General features: G+C 34.3%; 25 protein-coding genes and 3 pseudogenes. 25 read left to right on the top strand and 3 right to left on the bottom strand.

Translation table 11 applies throughout. The features are described from left to right. The first annotated feature begins 334 nt into the window (after window positions 1–334). From phnC to LQ50_RS09000, 5 genes are all read left to right on the top strand, one after another. Window positions 335–1,069, top strand: a complete 735-nt coding sequence (gene phnC / locus LQ50_RS09025) for a phosphonate ABC transporter ATP-binding protein (RefSeq protein ID WP_034628347.1) — start codon at window positions 335–337, stop codon at window positions 1,067–1,069. Window positions 1,070–1,443: 374 nt separating this feature from the next. Then, on the top strand, window positions 1,444–2,169 hold the full coding sequence (locus tag LQ50_RS09020) for a hypothetical protein (protein ID WP_034628345.1): 726 nt from the start codon (window positions 1,444–1,446) through the stop codon (window positions 2,167–2,169). A 572-nt stretch (window positions 2,170–2,741) separates the two neighbouring features. Next, a complete protein-coding gene (locus tag LQ50_RS09010) occupies window positions 2,742–2,993 on the top strand; it encodes a hypothetical protein (RefSeq protein ID WP_152608191.1) in 252 nt (83 codons plus the stop codon). 156 nt (window positions 2,994–3,149) lie between these two features. Beyond that, a complete protein-coding gene (locus LQ50_RS09005) occupies window positions 3,150–3,893 on the top strand; it encodes a hypothetical protein (protein WP_034628339.1) in 744 nt (247 codons plus the stop codon). Between the two features lie 252 nt (window positions 3,894–4,145). Then, the gene (locus LQ50_RS09000; protein WP_034628337.1) at window positions 4,146–4,571 is read left to right on the top strand and encodes a hypothetical protein; all 426 of its coding nucleotides are present in this window, start codon (window positions 4,146–4,148) and stop codon (window positions 4,569–4,571) included. Between the two features lie 83 nt (window positions 4,572–4,654). Here LQ50_RS09000 and LQ50_RS08995 read toward each other — a convergent pair whose 3' ends face one another. Further along, entirely contained in the window at window positions 4,655–5,662 is a 1,008-nt protein-coding gene (locus LQ50_RS08995) for an IS1595 family transposase (protein ID WP_034628336.1), read from the bottom strand. Between the two features lie 613 nt (window positions 5,663–6,275). Between LQ50_RS08995 and LQ50_RS25215 the strand changes: the two genes are divergently transcribed. The 18 genes and pseudogenes from LQ50_RS25215 (at window position 6,276) to LQ50_RS08920 (ending at window position 15,419) form a co-directional block, all read left to right on the top strand. Further along, window positions 6,276–6,506, top strand: a complete 231-nt coding sequence (locus LQ50_RS25215; protein ID WP_034628334.1) for a DUF3953 domain-containing protein — start codon at window positions 6,276–6,278, stop codon at window positions 6,504–6,506. Window positions 6,507–6,614: 108 nt separating this feature from the next. Then, window positions 6,615–6,899, top strand: coding sequence for a hypothetical protein (locus tag LQ50_RS08985; protein WP_034628330.1), 285 nt, complete (start codon window positions 6,615–6,617; stop codon window positions 6,897–6,899). Window positions 6,900–7,023: 124 nt separating this feature from the next. Further along, window positions 7,024–7,197, top strand: a complete 174-nt coding sequence (locus LQ50_RS25415) for a hypothetical protein (RefSeq protein WP_161784675.1) — start codon at window positions 7,024–7,026, stop codon at window positions 7,195–7,197. 123 nt (window positions 7,198–7,320) lie between these two features. Further along, window positions 7,321–7,839 (top strand): YfiT family bacillithiol transferase, encoded by a 519-nt coding sequence (locus tag LQ50_RS08980; protein WP_034628328.1) that lies wholly within the window; start codon window positions 7,321–7,323, stop codon window positions 7,837–7,839. Between the two features lie 254 nt (window positions 7,840–8,093). Continuing rightward, window positions 8,094–8,499, top strand: a pseudogene (locus tag LQ50_RS08975) (MepB family protein). Between the two features lie 184 nt (window positions 8,500–8,683). After that, window positions 8,684–8,938, top strand: a complete 255-nt coding sequence (locus LQ50_RS08970) for a SunI/YnzG family protein (RefSeq protein WP_034628325.1) — start codon at window positions 8,684–8,686, stop codon at window positions 8,936–8,938. Between the two features lie 123 nt (window positions 8,939–9,061). Beyond that, window positions 9,062–9,223, top strand: a complete 162-nt coding sequence (locus tag LQ50_RS25410; RefSeq protein WP_161784674.1) for a hypothetical protein — start codon at window positions 9,062–9,064, stop codon at window positions 9,221–9,223. Window positions 9,224–9,325: 102 nt separating this feature from the next. Beyond that, entirely contained in the window at window positions 9,326–9,523 is a 198-nt protein-coding gene (locus LQ50_RS08965; RefSeq protein ID WP_034628324.1) for a DUF2281 domain-containing protein, read from the top strand. Then, entirely contained in the window at window positions 9,513–9,857 is a 345-nt protein-coding gene (locus LQ50_RS08960) for a type II toxin-antitoxin system PemK/MazF family toxin (RefSeq protein WP_237563680.1), read from the top strand. Before LQ50_RS08965 ends, LQ50_RS08960 begins: the two co-directional genes overlap by 11 nt. 89 nt (window positions 9,858–9,946) lie before the next feature. Continuing rightward, a pseudogene (locus LQ50_RS08955) lies at window positions 9,947–10,225 on the top strand (DUF1569 domain-containing protein); the annotation flags it as partial. Between the two features lie 135 nt (window positions 10,226–10,360). Beyond that, entirely contained in the window at window positions 10,361–10,555 is a 195-nt protein-coding gene (locus tag LQ50_RS24905) for a PspC domain-containing protein (protein WP_308417919.1), read from the top strand. 135 nt (window positions 10,556–10,690) lie between these two features. Beyond that, the gene (locus LQ50_RS08950) at window positions 10,691–11,032 is read left to right on the top strand and encodes a VOC family protein (protein WP_034628321.1); all 342 of its coding nucleotides are present in this window, start codon (window positions 10,691–10,693) and stop codon (window positions 11,030–11,032) included. 187 nt (window positions 11,033–11,219) lie between these two features. After that, window positions 11,220–11,441: a hypothetical protein gene (locus LQ50_RS08945; RefSeq protein ID WP_034628319.1), complete on the top strand. Its 222-nt coding sequence runs from the start codon at window positions 11,220–11,222 to the stop codon at window positions 11,439–11,441. Between the two features lie 168 nt (window positions 11,442–11,609). Next, window positions 11,610–12,236, top strand: a complete 627-nt coding sequence (locus LQ50_RS08940) for an NUDIX hydrolase (protein ID WP_034628318.1) — start codon at window positions 11,610–11,612, stop codon at window positions 12,234–12,236. A gap of 118 nt (window positions 12,237–12,354) precedes the next feature. Next, window positions 12,355–12,774, top strand: a complete 420-nt coding sequence (locus LQ50_RS08935) for an NUDIX hydrolase (protein WP_034628315.1) — start codon at window positions 12,355–12,357, stop codon at window positions 12,772–12,774. A 476-nt stretch (window positions 12,775–13,250) separates the two neighbouring features. Beyond that, on the top strand, window positions 13,251–14,300 hold the full coding sequence (locus LQ50_RS08930) for a serine hydrolase domain-containing protein (RefSeq protein ID WP_034628313.1): 1,050 nt from the start codon (window positions 13,251–13,253) through the stop codon (window positions 14,298–14,300). A 493-nt stretch (window positions 14,301–14,793) separates the two neighbouring features. Further along, window positions 14,794–14,991 (top strand): helix-turn-helix transcriptional regulator, encoded by a 198-nt coding sequence (locus LQ50_RS08925; protein WP_034628310.1) that lies wholly within the window; start codon window positions 14,794–14,796, stop codon window positions 14,989–14,991. Between the two features lie 38 nt (window positions 14,992–15,029). After that, the gene (locus tag LQ50_RS08920; RefSeq protein ID WP_034628309.1) at window positions 15,030–15,419 is read left to right on the top strand and encodes a hypothetical protein; all 390 of its coding nucleotides are present in this window, start codon (window positions 15,030–15,032) and stop codon (window positions 15,417–15,419) included. 156 nt (window positions 15,420–15,575) lie between these two features. On the opposite strand, the gene LQ50_RS08915 is transcribed toward LQ50_RS08920, so the two are convergent. Further along, entirely contained in the window at window positions 15,576–16,178 is a 603-nt protein-coding gene (locus LQ50_RS08915) for a LysE/ArgO family amino acid transporter (protein WP_034628307.1), read from the bottom strand. Between the two features lie 106 nt (window positions 16,179–16,284). On the opposite strand from LQ50_RS08915, the gene LQ50_RS08910 reads away from it, so the two are divergent. Beyond that, window positions 16,285–17,706, top strand: coding sequence for an aminotransferase-like domain-containing protein (locus LQ50_RS08910; RefSeq protein WP_034628305.1), 1,422 nt, complete (start codon window positions 16,285–16,287; stop codon window positions 17,704–17,706). Window positions 17,707–17,887: 181 nt separating this feature from the next. On the opposite strand, the gene selD is transcribed toward LQ50_RS08910, so the two are convergent. After that, window positions 17,888–18,940, bottom strand: a complete 1,053-nt coding sequence (gene selD / locus LQ50_RS08905) for a selenide, water dikinase SelD (protein WP_084138687.1) — start codon at window positions 18,938–18,940, stop codon at window positions 17,888–17,890. A gap of 177 nt (window positions 18,941–19,117) precedes the next feature. Here selD and LQ50_RS08900 point away from each other — a divergent pair. After that, window positions 19,118–19,309 (top strand): annotated as a pseudogene (locus LQ50_RS08900) (Rdx family protein); the annotation flags it as partial. Window positions 19,310–19,313 lie beyond the last annotated feature (4 nt).

Raw genomic sequence — 19,313 nt, 5'->3', positions numbered from 1 at the left:
GAATGAAGTTCGAAGCAAAAGCGGAGCCGCCGTAATCTTTTAAGCCTTTTGAGCGGTCTTCTCAAAAGGCGCACGGCGAGAGGAGCCATCGCCCCATGATCGCACGAATAAGGATCAAAGGTGCTTAACTATATGAATGAAGTTTCGAAGCAAAAGCGGAGCCGCCGTAATCTATTAAGCCTTTTGAGCGGTCTTCTCAAAAGGCGCACGGCGAGAGGAGCCATCGCCCCATGTTTGTTCAAATAGACAAGACAAGACAAGACAAGACAAGACAAGACAAGTAAGAAAGAATTAGTAATAACAATCGACTCATAATAAAAAAGGAGGGGGCGTAATGCTGGCAATTTCAGATTTAGTTGTGCGTTATCCTAAAGCAGATGAAAATGCCCTTAACCATGTTAATTTGACATTTAAAAAAGGTGAATTTGTTTGTGTTCTTGGCAAAAGTGGTGCAGGAAAATCAACGTTTATCCGAACCATCAATCGTTTGCAGCCCCTAACAACAGGAAATGTGACATGGGAAGGGACGAATTTAACTGAACTCCCTGAAACGAAAATGAGAAGTTTTCGTTCAGATATGGTCATGATCTTTCAGCACTTTAATTTGATTCCGAGAATGACGGTATTTCAAAACACATTAACAGGATCTTTTGGAAAGCGACCTACATATAAGAATATTTTAGGATTGTTTTCAGAAGAAGAACAAAGACGTGCCTTAGAAGCAATAAAGGAAGTAGGATTGGAAAAGCATGCTAATAAACGGGTAGAGGCTCTTAGTGGGGGACAGAAGCAACGAGTTGGAATTGCAAGGGCGCTCTTGCAAGATCCGAAGATTTTATTAGGAGATGAGCCTGTTGCTAGCCTCGACCCAACAACTTCAAGGAAAATTTTTGAACTGTTAAAGCGCATCCATGAAGAAAGGGAATTACTTTCGATCATTAATATCCATGATGTTCATTTAGCGAAAGAGTTTGCTACAAGAATTGTCGCTTTCCGTGATGGGCAATTAATTTTTGATGGAAAGCCAAATGAGGTGGACGATCATGTGTTTACGGAAGTTTACCAATAAAAGATTTCTGAACAACTCAAATGTAAAGGTAGCTCTTAGCCTTTCTAAATACTAACAATGATTCTGTTAGACAATCGCCAATAGAAAAAAAATTTCAAGGACACTAAAAAGGAAATCCATCCTTATTAGTGTCTTTTGATCATATATAGGTCTGAGGTCACTTGCTAGATTGTTAGATTCGATATAATTAATAATATAAGGTGACAAAAAATAGATCTATTAGCATATGTGCTTTATGATAAAATATCGGTTAGTACGCTAATGGTCTTAAGTAAAGGCTGTTTTTGTAAATGAGTGTTGCTGTGATAACACGTACCTCATAAAAACAACAAAGTATACGAAAATAGCCTAGTAAAAGAAGAGGAGAAGCAAAAATGCGACATAAACAAAAACAATTACGAGCCAAAGTTAATGATGTTGTCCAATCAAGATCATCCCTTAATAAAGGGATTAAGCTTGCTGGTGTAGTGGTTGGTGCTATAGCGATCTATTCTATTATTCAGTATGAGGTATTATTTCGATTGTTTGTTATTTTATTTTTAGTTAGCTTTGCTTATATAATGAATAAAAAAATGAATCAGTTAACGGCACAACCAGTAACAGAAGAAACTCCCCCTGTAGTAGAGAAAATAGAGGAACAGCACACTCAAATATTTGAGAAAGCGGTCATTGAAAAAGAAGAAGCACTAGAGAAAATCGATTTGGATCGAACTCAATTATTGGAAGAGCTTTTTTCAAAAGCCGATTTAGACGATTTAGAAAAGCAGTCATATCGTGAAAAAATTAAACAAAAAGAATCAGAACGGTCAAACACGGTTCAAGACCTACTTATTGTTAAAGGGAAGCTTCAACAAGCATTGCTTGAAACGAAGAAATATTTTATAAAAGAAGATCCTATTAAAGAAATAGCAGCATCACTAGAGACAGAACAAATTCAACACTCTTCGATTGCGAAGTTGAATGATGAAGTTTATGCCATTGTCACAAGGTTAAGTGAGCATACGATCAATGCTTTAAAGAAAAGCAATTATATTGATGAAGATCACAATTTAACTCGTTCCGGTTATAAGGCTTTAATGAAAACAGTTGAAAAAGAGTAATGATTTTAAAAAAACCTCCCATTTCAGAAAGCAACGGGTTCGGTTTTAGAGGGATTGAATTGTAATATAACAATTTAATCATCAAGGAGATTAGCAGGCCAAATTACCAGGTCTGCTTTTTTGACGAGGTCTTTCCATTTGGTGATACAAATAAGGGTAGTAAAAACTAAATTTATTGATCTTGCTCAACTTTGGTTGGGTGACAAAGATGAAATTGAAATAAGTGGATTTCAAATAATTGATGATGGAAGTAAACAAATAATAAAAAAAGAGTACATAGGGATAAAGTCGTACCACATCAATCTTCTTTTTATAAGGCTGTTTTCGTAAGGATTGTGGCTATTGAAAGATAAAAGGGATTAATTTACTATTTTATGGTATTATTAACTGTAGAATTCTTGTTCAACTAACGGGCAGGATTGTTGAATAAATTAAGGGGGATATTTTTAACATGAGATTTGTATTTCTGTTGTTATTATTTACTTTTTTGGCTGGAGGGTTCAACCATTTCTACTGTTAACTTCTTTGTTGACGTTCTTAACAAAGAAGTTGAAAGTATAGAAGTTAGAGAATTGAATAGAAATCAAATAGTTGAAGTAACAGAAAAAATAGAAATTGAGAACTTGATGAAGCAGTTCTCTAACATCACATTGAAGAAAAACTACGAATTGAGCGTTGTCAACGCAGATGAGGTATATATCATATATCTCAAAGGACCGCATATCGAGTTTAGTATGTACAGTGATGGAACTGCTAGAATAGCAAATGAAGAAAACTTAGTAACAGATTCCAATTTAGGAATTTTTCATTCTTTGTTTGATTAATCATGTGAGTATAATTCAATATATATTCAACTGAAGAGAAAGTCGATTTAACGAGGTCAGCGCGCTTCATGCGTTTGCTATAGTCAATAATCATCTTAGATAGAAGATATTCAGATATGAAGTGTTTTAGTTATTTACGTGAATGGAGGCAGTAAGATGGCACTATATTTTGGTGCGTTATCAGTTTTTATTTCCGTGTTAGTAGCTGTAATAGCAGGTCTCCCCTTAAATTTAACAGTTGGATTCAAATTCCCATACGAAGGGTATTTTGTTGTTGGGTTTACCTCAACATTTTTCTACTATTTGTACATCTTCAAATACCTTAAAAGTTCTTTTAGCTATTATAAATTGCTAAATGGAATTCCTTTAGCTGCTATTAGCTTCGCTACAATAATGTTTATACAATACAATATCGCATATATAACAAAAGATGGTTTTATCCATAATTTACCCATCGGAGATACACTGAAATCTCAAGTTACCTTCTTAAATTACCTACTATTCCCCCAAGAAGGAATTTTCTTCTTTTTAGGTAGTCTTTTGCCAATGTTTATTTTAACTAGTCGTCGAATCATCTGCTATCAGTGTAAAAAAAGTTTTATGGAAGAAAGACTGCTATTTAATTCTAGTATTGATGATTACTTAAAAGATGTGCAACAAGTTCAAGCACATTTTTATAAGGATGAAATAAATGAATTTGCAGAATTTATAAAAGAAAAACGGATGTTGACAAAATTCAACACAAAAAAAAGAAACCTTCCAGATTATACTTTTTATCATCTCATCTGTAACCCTTGTAATTCTCAATATATAGCAAGCAAAAAGCATAATGACATCGGAGAACAACCTACGGAGGAAAAAGCTTACAAAATAGTAGCTAGGAAAGCTCTAAGCGACTAAATACCTTGGTGCCTTACTATCTAAAAAAGCGTCACTTACTTTTGTTATAGTTTATAAGTATGTATGTGCAACTGTAATTATTGGTGGTTCTTAATACAGTTTTTTATTAAAGTACGGGTGCAATACTCTAACAAGGCATCGCTTGCTTTGTTCCGCTAACGCAGGGTAGTTGAATAACGTGTGATTTAATAAATAACAAAAATGTAACTTAAAAACAAATTGAACGGATTTTATTTGAAAAGAGAGGATTATATGTACCGAATATTATTCATTTTTACACTAACTTTTTTAACAGTAGGTTGTCAGGTAAATAATGATAGTTCATCAAACACTCCAGCAGAAGCATTAGAAATAATACATTTAGATGAAAGTTATGCTGAAGTAAAGGAAATTCATGAAACAATTGAGGTTGACGAAGGTCGAGTTATTAGTGTCTATAAAGGAATGATTAATAACGTTGAAGAAATATTCGTGGCAAATATTGTAAAAATGGATGGTAAATGGTTAGTAACTGATGCTACAAATATTGGTATGCCTTCAGCTGAGAATCTAAATCAGGCTTCAGGTACTGAAAAATTCGAAGCAGGGTACATAGATGAAAAGTCAGTGTTGAACGAAGAAATTAAAATTATTGAATTGAACGATAGTAGTTATAGGATTTGGATTGAAGTGTACTAATTTCTTTATTAATCCTTATTTCACTAACGGGAGCGTTAGTTGAATAACGAGTACAGCTGCTTCCTTATGGGAGTGGCTGTTTTTTAGAATTCTCGCAACGTATTGACCGTAATAGGATTGGATTTCTGACACGCGCTTAATAGCATTTGGTTTACTCGTTGTTTAGTTGTCATCTTCTTGCTCTGTTGGAGGACGTTAAACCAGTAAAGGTAGTTGTCCAAATATTTTGTTGCTACTCCTTGGAACCGTTGCATCCAGTCCTTCAATCGCTTATGGTAACTGTTTACATGCTGAAGATGGTATATGCCTTTTTTAACATATCCCTCTTTGCTTAGGTTAATGGTTTCATGTTTAAGGTTTTTAATGAGAGCGAACTTCTTGTAGTTTGTAGCTGTATCTGTGCATAACAAAGAGGATTGGTCAATGTAATCACCAATAACAGCATCAATTTCTTCTGCTCTTACACGACCAGTGCCTGCTTTTCGAGCAATCACTTGTCCGTTACGGTCTTGTGCCACCACAACAGCGATTTTAAGGTTACTAATCCCTCTCTTTTTATCTCTTCCTCCACGTTTTTTTGGTTTTCTATCTACCACTTCACGTCCTTTTAATGACTCCTTAAAGAAGGTCTCGTCACTTTCAACGATACCTTTTAATGTTTGGAATCCTAATGAACGGAGGGCAAAAAGCACCTTGTGCCTCCAGTAGAATGCTGTAGACAGATGAATTTCAAGTCTTTCAGCAATCCGTGGCAGAGTATATCCCTCAACCATTAAATGAAAGAAGGTAGACCACTTTCCAAGATAACGAGTTCCTGAAATAGGAGTGTTGGTTAGGTCATTAAAAGACTTTCCGCAGTCACGACAAAGATACCTTTGTCTGTCACGGTATTTTCCGTTTCTTTTCACCTTTACACTTCCACAATGAACACAACCTAACCCTTCATTAAATCGCATTTCTCTAATAGACGTATACGCATCACTCATATCTGTATCCTCGTTAGAGAAGAAGTCTTCTTTTAAAAGATTAAACAGCTTCTGTTGTTCGTGTTTGGGCAAATCCATGAAATCGGTATAAACGTCTTCCCACATCCTAAAACCCCTCCTATGTCAGTATTTTAGCACCTAATAGGAGTCTGGTCAAAATAGCAACAATCTATACGAAAACAGCCTTTTATAAAGAAGTTATTAGGAAGATTAAGAAACATATTGAATGAATTTATTTTTGTTCATTAACGAAGAGTGTTAGTGCAACAAAACCAACTCTGTTGTTGTGATAAATGAGGTCATATGTTGTACAAAAAAGGATAGGCAAAGCAGTTATTATCACTGCTCTCCTATCCCTTTTCTTTTGCCCTTTTAAATGTTAATCATTTACTAGACTTTTAAAAAAATATTCACAGGTGGGGTTCTTCATTATAAGGTTAATCTTGTAATACATAATAAATAAGCTATTCTTCAACTAACTTGAGCGAGAGTAAAATTTCACCGGCTTTTTCAAATCAGAGGAGGGTTTTGTAACAGCCTATTTATAACAAATTATGAATGAGATATGCTTTTCTCTACGAATGTAATCAGAATAGAAACTAAACACTTTGACTCTTACGTATAACATAAAGGAAATTAATGTTAAAATTATAACAATGGTTATTCAAGTAACGGAGCAGAAGAGTTGAATAAAAGAAGTACATGGGGGAGAAATGTTTTGAAAATATTAAGAAGTATCTTTTCGGTTATTGTCATTGTTTTAGCGGGTTATAGTCTTTTTACTCAAAACTTTGAGTTTATGCCTTATTTAATGCTGATATTAAGTTTTTCTGTATTACTGACAGGAGTAATTGAACTTCAAAAAGATAAAAAGGCATTTTGGGGCTATTTCAGTATTTTTTCTTCTTTGTTTGTATTTTATGTTTCTATAACAATGTTGTTAAGCTAACGGGGGGCTATTCTTCAAGAAGGAGAGTAGCTTTTCTTATTAAAGAAACGGGGCAGTTTAATGAAAGAAGTTACATTTGAAAAATGAAGGAAATAGAGGGGGTTTAAAATGATAAAAAAGATTAACATTTGGTCATTTATCTTATCAATAATTTGTATTTTATTATTTTTTATCGTTTCTTTTTCAGGTCCAATAGATTATTCCATAATGGGCAATCACCCTTTAAATCTGGTCTTATATATTACATTGATTACATTTGTTTTAGGGGTATTAGGTTTTTCGGGTATTCAAGATTGGAAAGGGATGGCGAGAAGCCTAACTACTATAATTCTTACATTGGGATTATCAGTTTTTTTAACTTTCGTTGTATTTTTTGGAAACTTGTTAAGCTAAAGGGTGCGATGCTTTAACAAGGCATCGCTTGCCTTATTGCGCTAACGGAGCAGGATAGAGGAAAGTGAATATTTGTTAATTTACAGGTTAAGGTAATACCTAAAAACAGTTAGGGTGATGTAAATTGACGAAGAATATTTTTCTTGTAATTCTTATTTTTAATACCTTTATTTGTGGAGTAAACAGTGGAACAGCTTCTGCAAAGACAATCGGTGAGTCTCGACCTTTTGAAGAAATATATCCTGAAATTGGTTATAAAACGGTTGAGGAAGCTGTTAATGAATTTGAAAAGACTTAAAGCTACCGCTTAAATACGGTAGAAAAACATACTGTAGATAAGGGAGGGATAGTTGAATAACGTTTAAGTTGAAACGATTTATTTAGTTAGCCAAAACCAAGGAATTTTTAGGGGGAATAGTAGATGGATATGAAATACCCAATTGGTACTTTTCAATTTGATGATGAAATTTCTAACAGTGTTACAAATGTTTGGATTAATGAGATTGAAGATTTACCAAGGTTATTACGTGATGCTGTAGAAGACTTAGATAATGAACAGCTTGATACAGCTTATCGTTCTGGAGGGTGGACTGTTCGACAAGTAATACATCACCTTGCAGATAGTCATATGAATGCCTACGTTCGTTTTAAATTGGCTCTTACAGAAGAAAATCCTGTAATTAAGCCATATGAGGAAACGAAATGGGCGGAACTATCTGATTATAAATTGCCAATTGATACTTCACTTACACTTCTCGAAACATTACACAAACGCTGGACCAACCTATTATATAGTCTAACTCCTGCTGATATGGACAAGACATTTATTCATCCAGATTCGGGTGCAGTTTCAGTAGCTGAAAATATAGGAATCTATGCATGGCATGGTAGACATCATCTAGCACATATTACTTCCTTGTGTAATCGTAAGGGTTGGTAAAGGATTTGTGAAACATTACACTTAAATTAACGGGGGCGAGTGCTTAACAAGGGGTATTCGTTTCTTCTTATTGAAGTAAAGGGCAGGATAGCTCAATCAATTAAATTTAGTGGCATTATGTTGAAAGTGGGATAATTTTAATTTGAGATCTATTAAGCTAATAGTATAAATATAGGGGGGAGGTATAAACAGTGAATGAGTTTTATGAGGCGCTAACATATGTAAATAAAAATTAATATGAGCCAAATCACTTCATTATAAGAGCTATCCGAGAAGAAGTTCAAAACTCAGATTACGGGTCGGGTATATTTCAGCTAAACTCGAAATCGGTTAGATTTAGAGTCGCAAAGAAAACACCTACTAAGCTAGGACAGTTTGTTGCTTTTTGGGAAAAAGATAGGTGTCAAAAAAACCAAGCCTTTTCATATGAAAAGGCTACTGACTTATTGGAATACCCTTACTAATAAAAATAATTTTGGACAATTCGTTTTTCCAAAAGAAGTTCTTGTAAAACAAAATATTATTAAAACAGCAACTACAAAAGGAAAAATGGCAATTAGAGTATACCCTAGATGGGAAAAACCCACGAGCAAACAGGCTACCGAAACACAGAAATGGCAATTAGAATATTTTGTTGAGTTGAGTAACCTCCACCATTAACCAATACAAGAGTTATTAAAGCTATATTCTTAATAGTTTGTGAAGAATTACACTTAACGAACGGGTTGCGATAGCTGAAAAAGGCTATCGTACTGCAACTATAGGAGCAGGTTAATTTTATAAAATTAAATATTGAAACTCAAAAGCAATTTTACCCGTATACAAATATAAAGGAGTGATACAAATGGAAGTTAAAGTTTCAGAAAAAAATGGAAACTTACAAATAAGATGGATATTAAATAAAATCGAAATTCCAATATTGGAAATTATTGAAGTGTTAAGTGATGATACATATAGCGGAGAAGAAAAAGCGTCGATAAGGATTGGTTTTCCGTATGGAAATACTGACAGAGTAGTAATAAAAACAAAAAAAGAAACTTATACAATTTTTACGAGTGGAAATAGGACAAAAGAAAAGATTTTGTCTCTTATGAATTAGTATTCAACTACCGGGGAGCGATAGCGGAACAAGAGCTGCCGCTTCTTCAACTATTGGGCAGGTTAAGAAACAAGAAGGCTATTCTGTAAGTAATTAAGCAGTAACTATGTCAGGAGGAATTCAATGCTACAAATCATTCTTTGGTTACCGCTTATTATTTTATTAATTCTTTGGACGGTAAGAATTATTAAGGGTAAACCAGAAACCCATAAGGCACCAATTGTGGTTCAGGCAATTACAATTCTTGTATTATTCACGATTTTATTACGAAATCATCCATTTTAACTGTCTAATTCAAGTAAAGGGGGCTTTACTTACACCAATGGTTTGAAGTGTTTGATAATGGTATAATTAGATAAAATATTCATGGAAGAGGTGATGAACATCATGAATACTGCTAAGGAAAGATTACTAAAAATTATTGATGAAATTCCAGAGCAAGAAGTCGATAAAATATTAGACTTTGCTGAATATTTAAAGACAAAAAAAGAGAAAAGTTTATCAGAAGATTTAACAAAAGCGAGCAAAAGTAGCATTGATTTTTGGGATAATGATATAGATGATAAGGTTTGGAATGATGCATAAACAAGGTGACATTGTTTTAATTCCAGTACCATTTAGTGACTTGTCAAATAGAAAACAACGCCCTGTTCTCATTATTTCAAATGATGATTATAATCAGATGAATGATGATATTCTTGTTGTTGCTATTACATCACAATTAAAAAACCTTGATTATTCAGTCGTGATAAAACAAAAAGATTTAGACGAAGGTGCTCTTAAAGTTACATCGGCAGTGAGAGCAGACAAAGTTTATACACTTTCAAAAGGAATTATCAGAAAAAGATTTGGCAAAGTGAACACAGAAGTATTAAACAGTGTTCGAACTAAAATAGAACACCTAATAACAAGTAATTAAAACTTGTATAAATGGGCTGCGATAAGCAGTCCATTTTTAGGTATCAGATAGTGCTCAAATATAAATATTGTGAATGTCTTCACTTAAGGTTAGGGGTATTAATCGGGAAGTTTGTGAAACCTATTTTTTATAACGATAAGCCATTAGCTCAAAACATGTCCACGATTCCTACTATTTTGATTGTAGATGAAAAAGAATTTGAAACAGAAAAGGAAAACCTAAAACAAAAAATTATAACATTCCAAAAGAATGGTCCTCATAAGTGTACAACTCATCCACATCCTTTTTTCGGTAGACTTACTTCCGAGCAATGGGGAAAAGGAATATATAAGCACCTTAACCATCATTTAAAGCAGTTTGGTGTTTAGTTAGCCGAAGAGGAGACGATATTTGTAACGAACGGGTGGCGTTAGCACAACAGGGCTGACGCTTCTTCAACTATAGGAACAGGATACTTCAATAAGAAGTATAGGTTATTATGGTGAAATGAAGGTGAGGGGGAAATACATCTGAAACATAGAAAATTAAGAAAGTCATCAATAGATAAATCAATATCTGGTGTGTGTGGAGGAATAGCTGAGTTTTTTGGTATATCTTCTTTTTTCATAAGACTAATTTTTGTATTATTTTTACCCGTTAATTTACTTATCTATATAATTCTTGTCAATACTCTTCCCGACAGTCCTCGTTCTTTATAGTTTGTTCTTCAGCTACCGAGGGGCTTTAGTGGAATAGGTTGTCGCTAACGGGGAGGATTGTTGATAAAGGCTAAATTATTACCATTAAGTGAGTGAATTTTCCCAACAACATCATAAAAAGGGAGAGTTGTTTATATGTTTGAAAGAATTGACACTATTTGTTTAACAGTTAGCAATGTAGAACAATCAAGTAGCTGGTATCAAGAGTTGGGTTTTAAAATAGCCTTTTGGGGTGAAGGTTATCGAGTTTTAACCGTTGGAAATAGTGAGGTTCCATTAACTATCGAAGAAGGAAGTATGTCTTCTAAAGAAAATCAAGCTTACCCTATTCTTTACACAAAGGATATTGAAAACAATCATAATAAGCTTCAAGGAAAAGGCATAGAAGTAACAGAAATAAAAGATGATGGGGATAACAAATTTTTTGATTTTTATGATTTAGATAATAATAAATTGCAAGTCTGTTTGTGGGAGTAAATTAGAATTTAGGATTAAGTTGTTTCTTTTATCTACTTCCACTAATGGGGGCGATAGCTTAATATAGGTTATCGCCTTTCTATTGTTGAAGTATCGGAGCAGTTTAATTGAAGAGTGTTGTTGAACAAATCTTTTGCGCAGTTGTAGAAAAGTGTGGAGTAAAAGGAGCAGGGGGAGGCGGTTAAATATGACTGACAAAAATAATACTAATAAAGAACAAGATAATAATGATAGGAACTCATTTGTGGGTTTTGGAGTTGCCTTCGGATTGCTTGGAGGCGCTTTATTTTCATCTATTGTTGGAATGTTTTTTGAATTTCCACTAATTTGGGCTTTTGGACCTGGGTTAGGAATGCTTATTGGAATAGTAATAGGCTCAATAATGGATTCAAATAAAATTAAAGAATAGTTTAATGTGATGTTTTTAAAAATATTGAGCAATATTTATATAATATACAGTTAGCTCTTCAACTAACGAGGGGCTTTTCTGGAACAAGCAGAAGAGCTTTTTTCACTATTGGGCAGTAAATAGTGAAAGAACCAGAAAAAGAGAATAGGTGACTTAGGGGGAAGATTTATGGGAGAGCAAGAAAAATTAAAGATTTTTGATGATAATAAGAACTTAATAGGGATAGCTACTCGTGGTGATGTACATAGGATTGGACATTGGCATGAAGCGTTTCATTGTTGGTTAATCAGTAATGAACAGGGAATAGACTATATCTATTTACAGCTTCGTAGCAAAAATAAAAAAGACTATCCTAACCTATTAGATATAACTGCTGCTGGACATCTATTAGCTGATGAAACAGTTGAGGATGGAGTAAGAGAAATAAAAGAAGAAATTGGGATAGATGTAACTTTTAACGAGTTAATAAAGTTAGGTGTGATCGATTATTGTGTTGTGCAAGAAGGCTTTATTGATAAAGAATTAGCAAACGTGTTTTTACATAAAAGTGAAAATAGCTTTGATAACTTCACACTTCAAGCGGAAGAGGTTTCAGGGATAGTCAAAGTAAAATTTAATGACTTTGCTAAACTTTGGTTTGGTGAAATAGATGAAATTGAAATATGTGGATTCGAAATAAATGGTGTTGGAAGTAAACAAATAATAAAAAAAAGTGTACGCAGGGATAAATTCGTACCACATCATACTTCTTTTTATAAAGAAGTTATTCAGAAGATAAAGGAGCAGGTTGGATAATTTATCTTTGTTTCATTAACGGGGACTTTTCTGGAACAAGCAGAAACGCTTCTTTCACTATTGGGCAGGTTTATGTAAGAAGGTTGAGGATTTTTGTTATTGGGAGGAGAGATAACAAATGATACCCATTAAAAAAGCCTATGGTTATGTAACAAGAATAAAAGAAGGTAAAACACAGGTATTAGTATTTCAACATCCAATTACTGAAGCAGGTATTCAAATACCAAAGGGGACTGTGCAGCCTGAAGAAGACACAGAATATACAGTAATAAGAGAAATTGAAGAAGAAACTGGATTAAGAAATTTTCATGTTGAACATCTACTTGCTGAAGATTTATGGGAGAATGATGACGGTGCAATACATAACAGATTTTTTTATAAAATAACTGTATCAAATGTTGCAGATGAATGGGACTACAAACCAACAGGTGGTGGAGAAGAAGAAGGACTAACCTTTCATTTCTTTTGGATTTCAACTGCCAATGAGGTTGAACTTATAAGAGGACATGGAGATTATTTGAACCATATTTTTAACTAATCTTATTAAGCTAACCTGCCCTTAGCCTTGAACAAGAAAAATTAATTAATACCATAAAAAACGCTCAGATTGATTCTAACGGGTTTACTTCAGAGGTGCAAACAAGCCATTCGCAAACAATATCGCAGTGATATTCACAGTAGAATTCACTGTGATATTTTTATTGCTATATAAGGATTTATCGCTCCTTTGTTTAAGTTTCTCATAGTAAAACACACCGGTTTTCACAGATATAGAAATAAATATTTCCGTCTTGCGAATTTCTTGCGATTTAATATGTGAATTGCAGTGAGAAACAAAGGTATTTGGATTTTTATGTTAAAATGAAAATAAAGATAATACAGAGATTGTAAAAGTTACACTTAAACTAAAGGGCAGGTTATTGTAAGAAGGATAAATTATATTCATGGTAAAAAATGTTTAACTTTTGTTCTTCTACCAGAGGATTTTTATATTTTTATATGTAAGGAGAAAATATGGAAACAAGAATTAAGAATATTTTAGTGTCTAATAAAATTATAAGTAACGATTCAAGTATCCTAATTGGTATTGTTAATCAAAACGGGAGACAGATATATTCAGTAGGCATAGAAGATAAATCTAGTATACCTGTTGAAGACAGAATTTTCGAAATTGGTTCTATTTCTAAAGTTTTTACTGCTGTATTTTTACAGACAATGATAAGAGATAATATAGTTCAATTAGATGACTCCGTATTAAAATATCAGCCAAGTTATATCCAAGCATTTTCAAATAATAGAGAAGAAACAACTTTACGAGATTTAATTACCCATCAATCGAATTTGCCGAGAGATGCTTCAAATATTAAAGTGCTTGATAAAATGAATCCGTTTGCAACTTATCAACCAAAGGATTTAGACGAATTTTTGTCAAATTTTCAGTTAAAGAAGTATAAAAACAAATGGAAGTATTCGAATGTCGGTGTAGGGGTTTTAGGAAATTTACTAGCAAGTGTTCTTGGTACAGAATATGAAGAGGCAATAAATGCTCGGATTTGTAAACCTTTAGGTTTGCATAGCACATTTATTAATATAAGTGATAATAACCAGCGAAGAGTAATTAAGTCGTATATGAAGAAGAAAGAAATACCCCCATTTTCTATTCCTGCTCTACCAGGAGCTGGTGGATTAAAAAGCACATTAAATGATATGTTGACTTTCTTAGAAGGAAATTTAGGATTAACAGATAATCCTTTACAAGAAGTTTTTAACCAAACACATAAAATACAAAATAATATTAGAGTTGATAATAATACACTTATGGGATTGGGATGGATGATTTCCAAAGATAAACAAACACAAGATTACATTCATTGGCACACTGGTGGTACAGTCGGATTTAACACCTATATTGGAATGAAAAAAGAAAAGAAAATGGGTATTATTATTGCTACTACTCAAAAACATTCAATGTGGCAATTAGTTAAAATCCTGTTGGGATTAGGAGAAACGATTGGAGAGGAAATTGCCTTTGAAGTATATAATCACTTATTATCAACGGAATAATTCTATATATGAGATTGGGGTTTCTTAGGATTAATATTATCAGAAGATAACTTCTTTAACTAACGAAGGCGTTAGTTGAGGAATCAATTATAAAAAATAAGGCTCAGAGATAAAATCCTCTAAGCCTTTTTAAGTGTGATTTTTACTGTGAAATCAGTTGTGAAAATCGTGCGAATTACTTTGTGAATTGTGGTGCGATTTATGATTTTGCACCTCACAAGTAAACCCGTTAGATTAATTCTGAGTGTTTTTTGTTTGCTGTTTGCGCTTTCAAATATGGTTTAAAATGTATGCCAATTATTATGTTATTTTTATTGTCATTAGCATATTTCACTAACAAAACAACCCATTATTTAAATAGCTTGGCCTTTTGAAATGACGAAAGTGATCCTTAAAGAAGCAGGGATTGCTTTTTTGTTATGGGTATGTAAAGTACCCTTTACAGTAAAGTTCCCTTTACGTTATGATAGTTAATAGAGAGGAATGTTTATAAATGAAAAATCGAATGAAGCAGTTAAGGCAGGACAATGGAATTTCTCAGGAACGAATGGCAGAAATGTTAGGTGTGTCTCGGCAGACAATTATTTCAATTGAGAAGGGGCGCTACAACCCTTCATTACCACTCGCTATTCAAATTGCTCGTTGTTTTAACACGATTGTAGAAAACGTTTTTCTTTTAGAAGAAGAGTAGTGCAACAACGTTACATGTATCTAATAGGGGGGATTGTTTTGAAATGGAGTAGTAAAGCAGGAAGAAGGTTTTTCTTAGTAGCTGGTTTTATGTTCTTGTTTTATAGTTTGTTAATGGTTTTTGCGAGTATTTCAACTGGAGCTTTCTTTGCAGGATATGAACTTGTTTACGTAAGCTCAGCAGTTATGGCTTTCTGCCTAGCTTACCTATACCCGCAATTTAAAGAAAATGATGAACGCTCAAAGAAAATACGAGAAAGAGGAATGTTTTTTAGTTATATCTTTATTATGGGTTATATGCTTATTCTTATGGCGCTTTTTCAATTTCAAATTATTGACTTAAATGGTTATCAGACAGTTAGTTTGTTAACATCATTAACAATCATTACAGTATTCAGTTCATTTGTTATATTGTCAAAACGATACTAATGAATGACTCACTGCTTATTGGTGGATATAATGATTCAGCCAGAATAAATTTACTAACGAAATTGACTCTAAGTATAAATCGAAGAAGAAAAAACAACACAAACGATTTCCTTAGAAATCGTTTGTATTTATTAGTGTTCATTTTTCATTGATTTATCACATTAAACCAATGAAGAGATAAATGGCAGTCCCCCAGATAAATAGGGCGGAGCTTTTATTGAAAATAATCATTAACTTTCCTTTGCCGTCTAATTTCTTAATGACTGTACCTGCTATCGATAAGCCAAAAAACCAAATCCAAGATACGACAATACAAGAAACGGTAAAGTAAATTCGTTCTGAGCCAACGTACTTTAATGCACTTGTGCCAATAACTCCCACTATATCTAAAATGGCATGTGGATTTAGTAAGGATATAGACAAGGCAAAGAGAATTTGTTTACTCATCGGTAACGCTTTACTAGTTATAGAAGTTGTAGGTTCAGAGCGCCAAATAGAATAACCCATATAAAGTAAAAACAAAATGCCTATACCCATCAAGCTAAGTCGCAGCCATTCGAATTGCAAGACGATGATTGATAACCCAAAGATAGCTAAAAGTATCAAAAATGTATCACATACCGCAGCCGTAATTGTTGCAGGAAGCGCATTACGCAGTCGTGATTGTGTAGCGCCTTGTGAAAATACAAATACGTTTTGTACCCCTAAAGGTAAAATGAGCCCAATTGCTAGTATAATCCCATGTATAATTGCATCCATTTTGTCATCTCCCTTTCACTAAATACTGTAACTATGTTACAACTAATAGAAAACAACCAATTGGATGGTTTTTTATCCGACCAATTTATAGAGAGGATGTTCTTTTATGGATTGGAAGCCAGATAGGCAATCCCATCTTACCATTCATGTGCAAATCATAGAGTGGATGAAAACTCGTATTGAGCGAGGGGATTGGACAGTTGGTACTAAGCTTCCGACACAGCGTAAGCTAGCAGCACAATTTGAAGTGAATCGAAGCACAATTAATCTTGCTCTTGACGAATTAAAGGCAGATGGTTTGCTTGAATCGAAAGTAGGTTCAGGTACATTTGTAGCAAATAATTCATGGAATATCCTTTTAAATAAATCGCAGCCCAATTGGCAGCAGCATATTGAGGCTAGTATTCACAAACCAAACTACCATACGATTCAACTGATTAATGAATTTGAGCAAAAAGATCACATCATACGTCTTGGAACAGGTGAGCTTTCCCCTGAACTACTACCAACAAAAAAGATTGAGCGCTCATTGAAATCGCTTTCATTGGAATCTAGAGCAATAGGATACTCTGAACCACAAGGAAGTAAAAAACTACGAAGTGTTTTGTGTGAATATTTAAAGAAAAGGGGCATTGATACAGCACAAGAAAATATCTTAATTGTTTCAGGCGCACTTCAAGCGCTTCAATTGATTGCCATAGGATTACTTGAAGAAGGGGCCATTATCTTTCAAGATAACCCGTCGTATTTAAATTCAATCCATCCATTTCAATCTGCTGGAATGCGTATGATACCTGTTCAGCGTGATGGCAATTTACCTGATACATTAAGAATTGCTAAAAGAAAAAAACAATCCCTTTTTTACTGTGTGCCAACGCTTCAAAATCCCACAGGATGTAATTGGACGATAGGGGAAAGACAAACCCTATATCATACGTGTAAGCAACTACAAATACCGATTATTGAAGATGATGTGTATCATGAACTGTTATTTGAACCATCATCTTCTCCTGCACTAAAGTCATTCGATCAATCGGGACAAGTATTGTATGTAGGCAGTGTCTCAAAGACGCTGAGTCCTGGATTACGTATAGGATGGGTAGTAGCTCCTCAGTCAGTTATCCAACGGTTAGCAGATATTAAAATGCAAACAGATTATGGTTCAAGTGCTGTTTCTCAAGAAATTGTTGCACAGTGGCTGTCATCTGGATTATATGAATCGCACATTCTTCAACTTCGCGAACAATTGAAATTAAGAGCTACATTTGTAGAAAACATTTTAGAAGAACAATTTAAACACATCGCAACGTGGAAAAAGTCTGAAGGAGGTTTCTACATATGGCTTCGATTCAAGGAACCTATTGTTAATAAGGCATTTTTTCTGAATTTGCTTAAGAAAAATGTACTTATCAACCCTGGTTATATATATGATACAAGCGACTTACATCACATTCGTCTTTCTTATGCCTATGCGTCTCTAGAAGAATTAACGGTCGGGTTGAATAGTTTAATAGAAGTAATAAGTTAAACTGGTTAGTGTTAAGGAAATATAGCATTACTATTGATAATATGGCCCATACTACTAAATTAATTTGTACTAAAAAAGGAGGTGCAAATTAGCATGCTAATTGCACCTCCAAAGGCTTTGTTAGTTAATGTTCTCCCTCTCAATGGACTCCGTTATTTTAGAAAAACGGGAGGGATTATTGTTACTTCCTAACAATAATAGGCTTGTCATTCTTATTTGTAACGACACCTATAATGGACGCATGAGCTCCTGCTGCATGCATAGCTTCGACATAATGCTTTGCTTCATCATGTGGCAAACTTACGAGCAAACCACCTGATGTGATGGCGTCACATAATATGCTTCTTTCGACGTCGGTTATATCTGATGAATATTCTACACAACCTTCAAGCCACCACTCATTTGCTTTTGAGCCTCCTGGAACCATTCCTTTTTCAGCAAGCTCCTTTGTACCATCAAGCATCGGAATTTGATTCATTTCCAGTTCAAACGTGACATTACTTCCATTGGCCATTTCATAGCTGTGGCCTAAAAGTCCAAATCCGGTTACATCGGTAACGGCATTTGGGTGCAAGCCTTCTAGTTGCTCAGCAGCTTGTTTATTTAAGAGTGCCATCGTTTCTGTAACGGCTTTTTCTTGTTCTTTCGTAACAGCTTCACGCTTGATGCCTGTTGTGAGGATACCCACGCCAATTGGTTTCGTTAATACGAGAGAATCACCAGGCTTTGCTCCGACGTTTTTGAAAATGCGATCAGGATGAGCTAGTCCAGTTACGGATAAGCCGAACTTTGGCTCTTGGTCATCAATGGAGTGACCACCAACAATAATAGCTCCTGCTTCTTTTGTTTTGTCTGCGGCCCCGCGTAAAATGTCAGCTAACGTTTCAGGCGGTAGCTTCTTAATGGGAAAACCAACAATGTTCATGACTGTTGTTGGCTTGCCACCCATAGCGTAAACATCGCTTAAAGCATTAGCTGCAGCAATTTGACCAAACATATAGGCGTCATCCACAACTGGGGTGAAGTAGTCTACTGTTTGAATCATCGCTAAATCATCGGTTAAGCGATATGCGCCTGCATCATCAGATGTATCTAATCCTACAAGTAAATTAGGGTCATGTGTCTGTTTGGGTAAGTGACGCAAAACTTGCGCCAGGTCTTCAGGACCAATTTTACAGCCTCAACCAGCTTTTGTAGAAAATGAAGTTAAACGAATTTGTTCTTGATTGTCCACTTCTGGACACCTCCTATTCTTACTTTGGAACACGTATTAGTGTGTGTGTTATGAACATTTTTTTTGCATCATTCATCATATTATCCTACAATATAGTTGAATCCAAAGTAAAGGAGTTTGACTGGAATGGATTATATTGTAGCTATTGAATTTTGTATGATGTGAAACTACGCACCAAAAGCCGTGAGTTTCACGGATGAATTACTCGATCATTTTCGTGGGAAATTGAAAGAGGTTAAGTTAGTTACTAGTGGCGGTGGCGTATTTGAAGTAACTGTCAATGACCAACTGGTTTACTCAAAAAAGGAAACGGGGACATTCCCTGATCCAAAAGAAGTAATTGAAACAATAGAAAAGATGATGAAATGAGGGT

This window comes from Halalkalibacter okhensis (genome assembly GCF_000787375.1).
Taxonomy (GTDB): domain Bacteria; phylum Bacillota; class Bacilli; order Bacillales; family Bacillaceae_D; genus Halalkalibacter; species Halalkalibacter okhensis.
Note: the sequence above shows the minus strand (reverse complement) of the source record. Positions and strands in the feature narration are given on the sequence as shown.